7 protein-coding genes and 1 other annotated feature are annotated in these 8263 nt (G+C 55.9%); of the genes, 3 read left to right on the top strand and 4 right to left on the bottom strand.

Annotated features, from left to right (window positions below):
* Nucleotides 1–258 precede the first annotated feature (258 nt).
* Nucleotides 259–585, top strand: a complete 327-nt coding sequence (locus tag H7F08_RS08025; protein ID WP_193640280.1) for a hypothetical protein — start codon at nucleotides 259–261, stop codon at nucleotides 583–585.
* Between the two features lie 176 nt (nucleotides 586–761).
* Nucleotides 762–2002 (top strand): IS3-like element ISAfe7 family transposase gene (locus H7F08_RS08020; protein WP_413541259.1). Its coding sequence is split into 2 segments (ribosomal slippage): nucleotides 762–1056 and nucleotides 1056–2002, totalling 1242 coding nucleotides; the frame shifts between segments, so codons are not numbered across the junction.
* Nucleotides 1046–1162, top strand: a sequence feature (AL1L pseudoknot). Its footprint overlaps the gene before it by 117 nt.
* Here H7F08_RS08020 and H7F08_RS08015 read toward each other — a convergent pair.
* Nucleotides 1999–2412 carry a hypothetical protein gene (locus H7F08_RS08015; RefSeq protein WP_193640279.1) on the bottom strand — a complete coding sequence of 138 codons (414 nt, stop codon included), beginning with the start codon at nucleotides 2410–2412 and terminating at the stop codon, nucleotides 1999–2001. The two genes, H7F08_RS08020 and H7F08_RS08015, sit on opposite strands and share 4 nt — an antisense overlap.
* A 488-nt stretch (nucleotides 2413–2900) precedes the next feature.
* Between H7F08_RS08015 and ltrA the strand changes: the two genes are divergently transcribed.
* Nucleotides 2901–4382, top strand: a complete 1482-nt coding sequence (gene ltrA / locus H7F08_RS08010; RefSeq protein ID WP_193640278.1) for a group II intron reverse transcriptase/maturase — start codon at nucleotides 2901–2903, stop codon at nucleotides 4380–4382.
* An 86-nt stretch (nucleotides 4383–4468) separates the two neighbouring features.
* Here the strand turns inward: ltrA and H7F08_RS08005 are convergent.
* From H7F08_RS08005 to H7F08_RS07995, 3 genes are all read right to left on the bottom strand, one after another.
* Nucleotides 4469–6015 (bottom strand): IS3-like element ISCARN105 family transposase gene (locus H7F08_RS08005; RefSeq protein ID WP_193640277.1). Its coding sequence is split into 2 segments (ribosomal slippage): nucleotides 4469–5553 and nucleotides 5553–6015, totalling 1548 coding nucleotides; the frame shifts between segments, so codons are not numbered across the junction.
* 522 nt (nucleotides 6016–6537) lie between these two features.
* The gene (locus tag H7F08_RS08000; RefSeq protein ID WP_193640276.1) at nucleotides 6538–7026 is read right to left on the bottom strand and encodes a hypothetical protein; all 489 of its coding nucleotides are present in this window, start codon (nucleotides 7024–7026) and stop codon (nucleotides 6538–6540) included.
* A 3-nt stretch (nucleotides 7027–7029) separates the two neighbouring features.
* On the bottom strand, nucleotides 7030–8097 hold the full coding sequence (locus H7F08_RS07995) for an XRE family transcriptional regulator (RefSeq protein ID WP_193640275.1): 1068 nt from the start codon (nucleotides 8095–8097) through the stop codon (nucleotides 7030–7032).
* Nucleotides 8098–8263 lie beyond the last annotated feature (166 nt).

The raw sequence follows: 8263 nt of genomic DNA, 5'->3' as shown, positions 1-8263 counted from the left end.
AACGATCACTCATTATATCACGGAAGGCGGTTCTATTCATCGTTATCTGGCTGATTCACAATAAATAAAACAAGAAAAATAGGGTAACAAAATAGCGCCAAAATAAGTATAATTCATAGATAAATAATAATATTTAATGACCGACATTTTTGTTAACCATGCCGATTTTCCTCGCGGAAAAACGGTGAAACTTTAGTTTCAAAATATCTCAACAATGTTTCAGGAAGAATTGAGGTTGATTTCAAGAAGTCAGGAGAAATGCTTGTTTCCGGCATAATCCAGTTAATTATTTTTATTTTTATGATTCTTATTCCTTATCTATTTATTACACTTTTAAAATACATACCAGACACTACAACTTATTTTTTAGTAGCCAAAACGATTCTCATTGTTTTGTTTTTTTCTGTCTTTACATTTGGCATGATTGGCGTTTTAAATTTTATCTTTAACCCTGAAGTTATTGTTAATGTAGTTATTGGTGGTGCTATTATGGCCCTCATAAAGCTGTTAAATAAGTCAAGCAGTGTCATAGGCGTTGTTGGGGTTTTATTATTAATATTATCAGCATACATGCAGACAAAATAAAGGTTTTCTGAACAGCCCTGTTCTGGACACTTCCTAGGCCGTTTCTGGCCTCGATAGTGTGCTTAAAGCGGTTCAACTTTCAGCGTCCGAAAAACTTCTCACAACCGGCCGTTTTTGAGAGCCTGAACCGCCCCGGATTTTGAGGAGGCTCCTTTTTCCAAGAGAATGGAGCCATGATGAACAAAGCAAAAACACCCAAATATTCCCCTGAAGTTCGCGAACGCGCGGTGCGCATGGTGCAGGAACACCGCGGCGAGTATTCTTCGCCCTGGGCGGCGGTGGAGTCTATTGCTCCTAAGATCGGCTGTTCGCCCCATACCTTGCATGAATGGGTTAAACGGCATGAAGTCGATACCGGATTGCGCGACGGCGTCACCAGCGAAGAGTGTGAACGTATCAAGGCGCTGGAGCGTGAGGTCAAGGAATTGCGCCGTGCCAACGAAATCCTGAAGCTGGCAAGTGCGTTTTTTGCCCAGGCGGAGCTCGACCGCCGTCTGAAGTCATGAACACCTTCGTCGATACGCATCGTGATGCTTTCGGGGTCGAGCCTATCTGCCGTGTCTTGCAGATCGCCCCGTCAGGCTACCGGCTTCATGCCGCACGCCAGCGCAATCCCGCGCTGCGTTGTGCGCGTGCGCAACGCGACGATGTATTGATACCCAAGATCGAACGCGTCTGGCAGGCCAATCTTCAGGTCTACGGCGCGGACAAGGTCTGGCGGCAGATGCAGCGCGAAGGCACCGAGGTCGCGCGCTGCACCGTCGAGCGCCTGATGAACCGCCTAGGATTGCGCGGCGCGGTGCGGGGTAAAAGCGTGCGCACGACGGTACCCGACTCCAAACAACCGTGCCCGCTGGATCGGGTGAACCGCCAGTTCAAGGAGGATCGGCCGAACCAGCTCTGGGTCTCGGATTTCACCTATGTTTCGACCTGGCAGGGCTGGCTGTATGTGGCCTTCGTGATCGACGTGTTCGCCCGGCGCATCGTTGGCTGGCGAGTGAGTCGAAGCATGACGACGGACTTCGTGCTGGACGCACTGGAGCAGGCGCTCTACGCCCGTCAGCCCGAATGCGATGGCAGCCTCGTGCATCACTCAGACCGGGGCTCGCAGTACGTCAGCATCCGCTACAGCGAGCGTCTCGCCGAAGCGGGTGTTGAACCCTCCGTGGGCAGCAAGGGCGACAGCTATGACAACGCCCTGGCCGAGACGATCAATGGGCTGTACAAGGCGGAACTGATTCACAGGCGCGGCCCGTGGAGGACACGGGAAGCGGTGGAACTGGCGACCCTCGAATGGGTGGCGTGGTTCAACCATGTCAGGCTGCTCGAACCCATCGGCTATATCCCTCCGGCAGAAGCTGAGGCAAACTACTATCGGCAACTCGCCGAACAGACCGAATTAACGGCCTGCACTTAAACCAAATGGCCTCCACGAAACCCGGGGCGGTTCAGTTCAAGCCGGGCCAGATCCTCGCCGGCTTCGCTTCGGCGGCGCAAGACGAACGAAACCGTCGCCGTCTCGGCTTCAGTGAGGCGGGACAGCAGAGCGCCATCGAGTTGCACATCCAAATCGGTGATGTGACAACGTTGGCCGGCATTTACGGCATCGATATGCCATTGCTTGGTTTTTAGGAATGCGGGAACCGATACAATACTGAGGTCGAGTTCTCTCTCGTCCTCAACAGAATCATTGTTAATGCTTAGCTCCCTGAGCATCGGGACAGCATTTTGAAAATCGGCAAGATTCAGCTTCGCACCCAATGCGACCGCTATGGTCAGATGCGGTTTCTTGGACTCTGATTCATCAAGCGGTTCAGTATCATTCATTTCCCTGTCCCTAGCAGAACCAGCATTCGGCCATTTTTAAATATCCGCCATGGCTCATTCTGGAAAAATGCTGATACCCAATGGGTCTGGCGTCGAAAAGACGCATAGCGGCGTCTGTCAAGGTAGTTGTCGGTGCGCCGGGAGACCGGCAAGGAGTAAGTGGTGCAAGTCCACTGCGATGAAGGTATAGCGAACCACATCGGCCCCGAGCCGTGCGCTGGCGCCCGCGAGGACGTCGGCGAAGCGTCGGTAGGGGAGCGCATAGGCCAGCCATTGAGCCTCGAAAATATCTTTCCTCTGGGTGCTGACGCTGTCGACAAGGCGGAAAGCAACACGTTCGGGCGCGCGATCGCGAGCGCCCGAACGACCCGGCGTGGTCGAAGACACTGGCATGTGCGTACGCTCTTTGCACGGGAACCGGGAGATCTCGGGTTTGACCAGCTGCTGTACGGGCTGGCCCGCATTGGGAAGGCGAGGAGCCGAAGCCAATGATGAACGGACCCGAGAAGTCAGACTCGGTCGTAGTAGCTGTGAAACCTGCGAACAAGGCCGGGCAACCGGCGGCGGAGTGGGCGGAGCCAAGGACCGGGACCAAGGGGAACACGGAACAACCGCACACGCGACGGACTCAGAGCCGAGATAGCGTGTCACAGGGGCTGGACCGTGTACGGAACGCTGCCAGGCAGCGGAAGAAGGAGAAGTTCACCACGCTGCTGCACCACGTCAGTGTTGACCTGCTGAGGGAATCGTTCCTGGCGCTTAAGCGCCGTGCCGCCCCCGGGGTCGATGGTGTGACATGGGAGGACTACGAGGTGGGTCTGGAGGGCAACCTCTTCGACCTGCACGCACGGGTTCATAGCGGCGGATATCGGGCGCTGCCCGTCAGGCGACGGTTCATACCCAAGCCTGGCACTGACAAGCAGCGGCCGCTGGGTATCGCCGCGCTGGAAGACAAGATCGTCCAGCGCGCGCTCGTCGCGGTGCTCAACGCCATCTACGAGGAAGACTTCCTCGGGTTCTCGTATGGGTTCCGGCCCGGACGGAACCAGCACGATGCGCTTGATGCACTGTCGGTGGCGATCAGTGACACCCCGGTGAACTGGATTCTCGACGCGGATATTCGGAGCTTCTTCGATTCGGTCAGCCAGGAACGGCTGCTCCGTTTCCTCGGCCACCGGATCGGCGACGAGCGCGTCGTCCGCCTTGTGCGCAAGTGGCTCAAGGCGGGCGCCCTGGACAACGGGGAATGGAGCGTCAGTGCCGAGGGGACGCCTCAGGGTGCGGTGATCTCACCGCTGCTTGCCAACGTCTACCTGCACTACGTCTTCGACCTCTGGGCCAAGCAATGGCGAGGGCGCGAGGCCGGCGGCAACGTGATAGTCGTGCGATATGCCGATGACATCGTTGTTGGCTTCGAGCACGAAGCCGATGCGAGGCGTTTCTGGGACGCGATGCGGACGCGGTTCGAGCAATTTGGACTCGAACTGCACGGGGAGAAAACGCGCTTGCTGGAGTTCGGCCGCCATGCGGCCGGACGTAGACAGCGGTGTGGATTGGGCAAGCCGGAGACCTTCACGTTCCTGGGCTTCATATTCATCTGCGGCAGGTCACGACGGGGAGCGTTCCTGCTCCATCGCAAGACCAGAGTCGATCGGATGAGGGCAAGGCTACAGGAGATAAAGAGGACTCTGCGCAAGCGCATGCATGCCACGATCCCTCAACAGGGAAAGTGGCTGAAGTCGGTGGTCACGGGCTACGCCGTGTATCACGCTGTGCCCACGAACATCCGGGCGCTCAGGCGGTTCCGATATCATGTCATGCGTCTCTGGCTCCGGACGCTTCGGCGCCGCAGTCAAAAGGACAAAATGACGTGGGCACGCCTGAGCGAGATCGCCGGTGACTGGCTGCCGACACCCCGTATCCTTCATCCGTGGCCGAGCGAGCGATTTGCCGTCAAACACCCGAGGTAGGAGCCCAGTGCGTTAGTTGCGCACGCTGGGATCTGTGCGGGGGGCGTCCGGTAACGGGCGTCCCTACCGCGATCGTCTCCCATTTTTTAAGCGGCCTTTTTATCCTGTCGCTGCGGGTTCAGATCTACCGCCCCGACGGGTGTCCAATTGCGTGTGCCGCCTGACCAGCGCGCAGGATTTCTCGCCTTGGCCGCCTCATAGAGGGCATGACGTTTCGCCAGCAGCGCGTGATCTTCGCCCCGGTGACGCTGTGCCGGGGTAACGAAGCGAATGCGGCTGTGACGATGCTCATGGTTGTACCAGGCGATGAAGTCACGTACCCAGCGTCGCGCTGCATCCAGGCTTTCAAAGCCGTTTTCTGGCCATTGCGGACAGTATTTCAGCGTCCGGAATAGCGACTCCGAATATGGATTGTCGTTGCTGACCCTGGGCCGGCCTCGGGATGGGGTGATCCCCAGATCATAGAGCTTGGCCAGCAGGGTGGAGGATTTCATCGGGGCGCCATTGTCGGAGTGCAGGACCAAGGGTTGCCGCCAGCATTGCTCCGCCGTAAACCCTCTCTGGATGAGTGCAGCGGCATGGTCGCCGCTCTCCTCCATATGAACCTCCCAGGCCACCGCCTTGCGGCTGTAGAGGTCCTCAACGAGGTAGAGATAGTAGTACTGCCCACGCACCGGCGACGGCAAATACGTGATATCCCACGACCAGATGGTGTTGGCTGTGGTGGCCGTATGGGTGGTGGGTAGTTTCACTTTACGGGGCGGGTGCGCACGACCACGCTGTGCTCCCATGCCTTCGGCCTTGAGGATCCGGTAGAAAGTGGACTCCGATGCCAGATAGACCCCCTCATCCACCAGCCGTGGCACAATCTGGGTCGGTGGCAGGTGTGCGGTATCCGGACGATGGCAGGCGTCCAACACCGCCCGCACCTCGGCTTCACTCAGCTTGTTGCTGGGTGCCGGTCGTTCGACCGTTGTGCGGGCATCTGTCTTTATCACTCCCGACTCCTCTGTCCATCGCTGGACGGTGCGTAATGATAAGCCTGCTTCTGCGCAGGCCCGCGACCGGCGGGCACCACCGTCAGCAGCTTCCTGTATCCATGCGACCAATTGTTGCCGCTCCGGGACCGGGGTTAATCTTCCCCGGCGTCGTCCCCCCAGAGGGCGTTCAATTTTTTTCGCAAGATCAACAGCGCAGCCGCCTCAGCTAACGCCTTGTCTTTACGGCGCAGTTCCCGCTCCAGCTCACGAATCCGTTTCTGGTCCGCGCGGGCTTGCGCACCCGCTGTCTGTTTCTGTTGGGTGGCGGTCTGCTGTCCAACGATACATGCCTGTTTCCACGCTTTTACCTGGTCTGGATACAGCCCTTTCTCCCGGCAATATTCGCTCAACTCCACCTCTGACAGCAGGGCCGTTTCCACCACCGCTGCCAGTTTGGACTCGGCAGACCAGCCCTCTGTGGTCTTCTTGGTCACTGCACTCATCGCCCCACTCGCCATCGCCTGCTTACGCCAATGGTACAGCGTAACATCAGAAATCCCTTCCTGTTTGGCCAGTTCCGCCACGGACAAACTGGTGGGCGGCAACATCTTCTGCAATACAGCGGCCTTACGTTCTGCTGAGTAATGTTTCATCTCGATAATCCACTTTCCGCCCCCACCCTACGCCTGACTCCATTTCAGAGAGGCGACAACTACCCTGACACCGGGGGCATAGAGTCACACCTACATTCCGGGTCAATGGCAGGAAGTCGATCTGTTGCCAGCCGCAAAAGCTACACGGAACAAGTGACCGTGTTTTCCGAACATTTCTACCTTGCGGTTGACGGCTTTCGGAGGTACACCAGTCGGCCAGTGTCGCCTTTTTCTGGTCCCATGAAGGACTGCATGTGGACGGCAGCAGACTGAAAGCTGTCGTTCAGCAGCGGAAAGCAAATGCCCAAAGCAGCCGTTCACGGTGGGCACCGTCAGCGCCCGGAGTTCGGCCATTGCTGCCATTTGATCTAGGAAGATCGAATGGTCAGCATTGCGCAGAATGCCGACGATGGCTCAGACTTCGCCGTTTGAGAAGCGAGTGCTGCAGCGTGAAACAGTTCAACTGGGGTGCAAAGGAGGAATAGTTAGTCTCCTGGACAGGACCCAGATCCACACGCCATGTCACCACACCTCGATGCGTTTGCGAACCTCATCGGACGGCAAGCGAGCGCGAGGGTGAGATGCGATTTTTGTAAGCCCGTCGATGAGATATTCCCGTTCGAACTTTCCGGACTCATACATTTGGTCCAATATCCAAAACAGCCCATACACAGCACCAAGCCGGACCTTAGCCTCCTTGCGCATCAGGCCATCGCCCGTCACAAGTACGTGATCCGGCCTAGTAGCGCAACTTAGCGCAAAGCAATCGGGCAATGAAAGACCTGGCTGTGCGGTGCTAACTTCCTGTGCTACGACCACCTCTTTCGCCGTCAGAGTAACTATTCCAAGTCCTAAAGATCGAAGGTACGGGCCGATATCGTTCTTGAGTTCTCGATCATATAGAAGATCCGGGACAATAAATGAAAGTCCAACAGAGAAGATCCCCTCCAGCAATCCGCCTCGTTCGAGATCAATGAGAACTGATGTGTCGGAAACCAGGACTATCATCACGCGTCAGGCGATTTGCGCCATTAACTTCTTGTCAAATTCACGTACGCTAACGCGAAGCAGTTGCGCTGCCTTTGGCTCGGATATCGCTCCCTCGGAAACTGCGCGCAAACACAGTCTCTCCATTCGTTTTGGCACCTCAGGTTCAAACCGAAATGGCTCGTTGGATTGTGGGCCATTCCATCCCATCCCTTTGATTTGAGCCCATAGGCGTGAATATGCCGCTTTGGAAATAACACCCACTTGGCTACAACGAACCACCAGGGATGCGACGCTAACCATGAAGATCTTCTTCAACTCAGCCAGTTCCCCTAACGAGATCAACGTTCTTTGGCCGCCGAGAAGACGGATAATCATTTCCCTTGCCATTAGAAATGCCCCTGCGAACCTGTCCGCAGCCTTTTCGAGTAACTCTTCACTCAGATTGTCTGACTTCAATACCAGATGCGCCAATTCATGGGCCAGCGTAAATCGCTGTCGCTCGCCGTTGTGCTTCTGATTGACGACTATGACGGGCAATTCGGGAAGGTTTGGCCTTTGGATCATGGCCTTGGAACCAGATACGCCCTCAGGAAGATCCAATGCAATGACCTTTACACCTTTCTCCTCGAGCAGTTCTGCCATGAGTGGGATGGGATCAATTCCCAGTTTCCACAATTGTCGTAGGGCGTCGGCAGCCCCTTCGGCGTCATCGACCACACTAATAATAAAGTCCGAGTGCTCTGGAACAATCCAAGGTTGCTCGGATCCCGGTAGAAGCTCCTCTAGTTCGAGATAGCGTTCGATTTGATCAAGAACGGCCGCTTCTACTGCTCGCTCCTCTTTGCTACTGGCATGAGGCGACTTCCGAAAGTCGATTCCAGAAAGCTCAACCTCCCGTTGGCTTAACAAATATTCCGGCGAAACGTTGAGTGCTTCGGCCAAGGCTAATAGGACGGAAGAGGTCGGCATCATTTCGTTGCGCTCGTACTTTCCGATTGCCTGAGCAGATACTTGTCTCTGAATGCGCGCCTCTAGGTCGCGCAGAGACAGGCCGAGCGCTTCGCGCGCTCGCTTGAGTCTGTTTCCGATCATATGCGGCCTCCTTGGTTGGTTTACAATTTGACATTCGAAATTGTAGTTTGTAAACTTTTAACCGTCAATGAAACGAAGCCCTTGAATGGAAGAAAGGAGACGCGAATGACTAGCCAGAAATGAAACAGGGGGTCAAACCTATGAAGGCCGACCCTCTGAGTGGACT

The sequence above is a fragment of the Acidithiobacillus sp. HP-11 genome (assembly GCF_015100075.1).
GTDB lineage: Bacteria > Pseudomonadota > Gammaproteobacteria > Acidithiobacillales > Acidithiobacillaceae > Acidithiobacillus > Acidithiobacillus thiooxidans.
The sequence above is the reverse complement of the archived record's forward strand: the minus strand, read 5'-3'. Positions and strand labels throughout refer to the sequence as shown.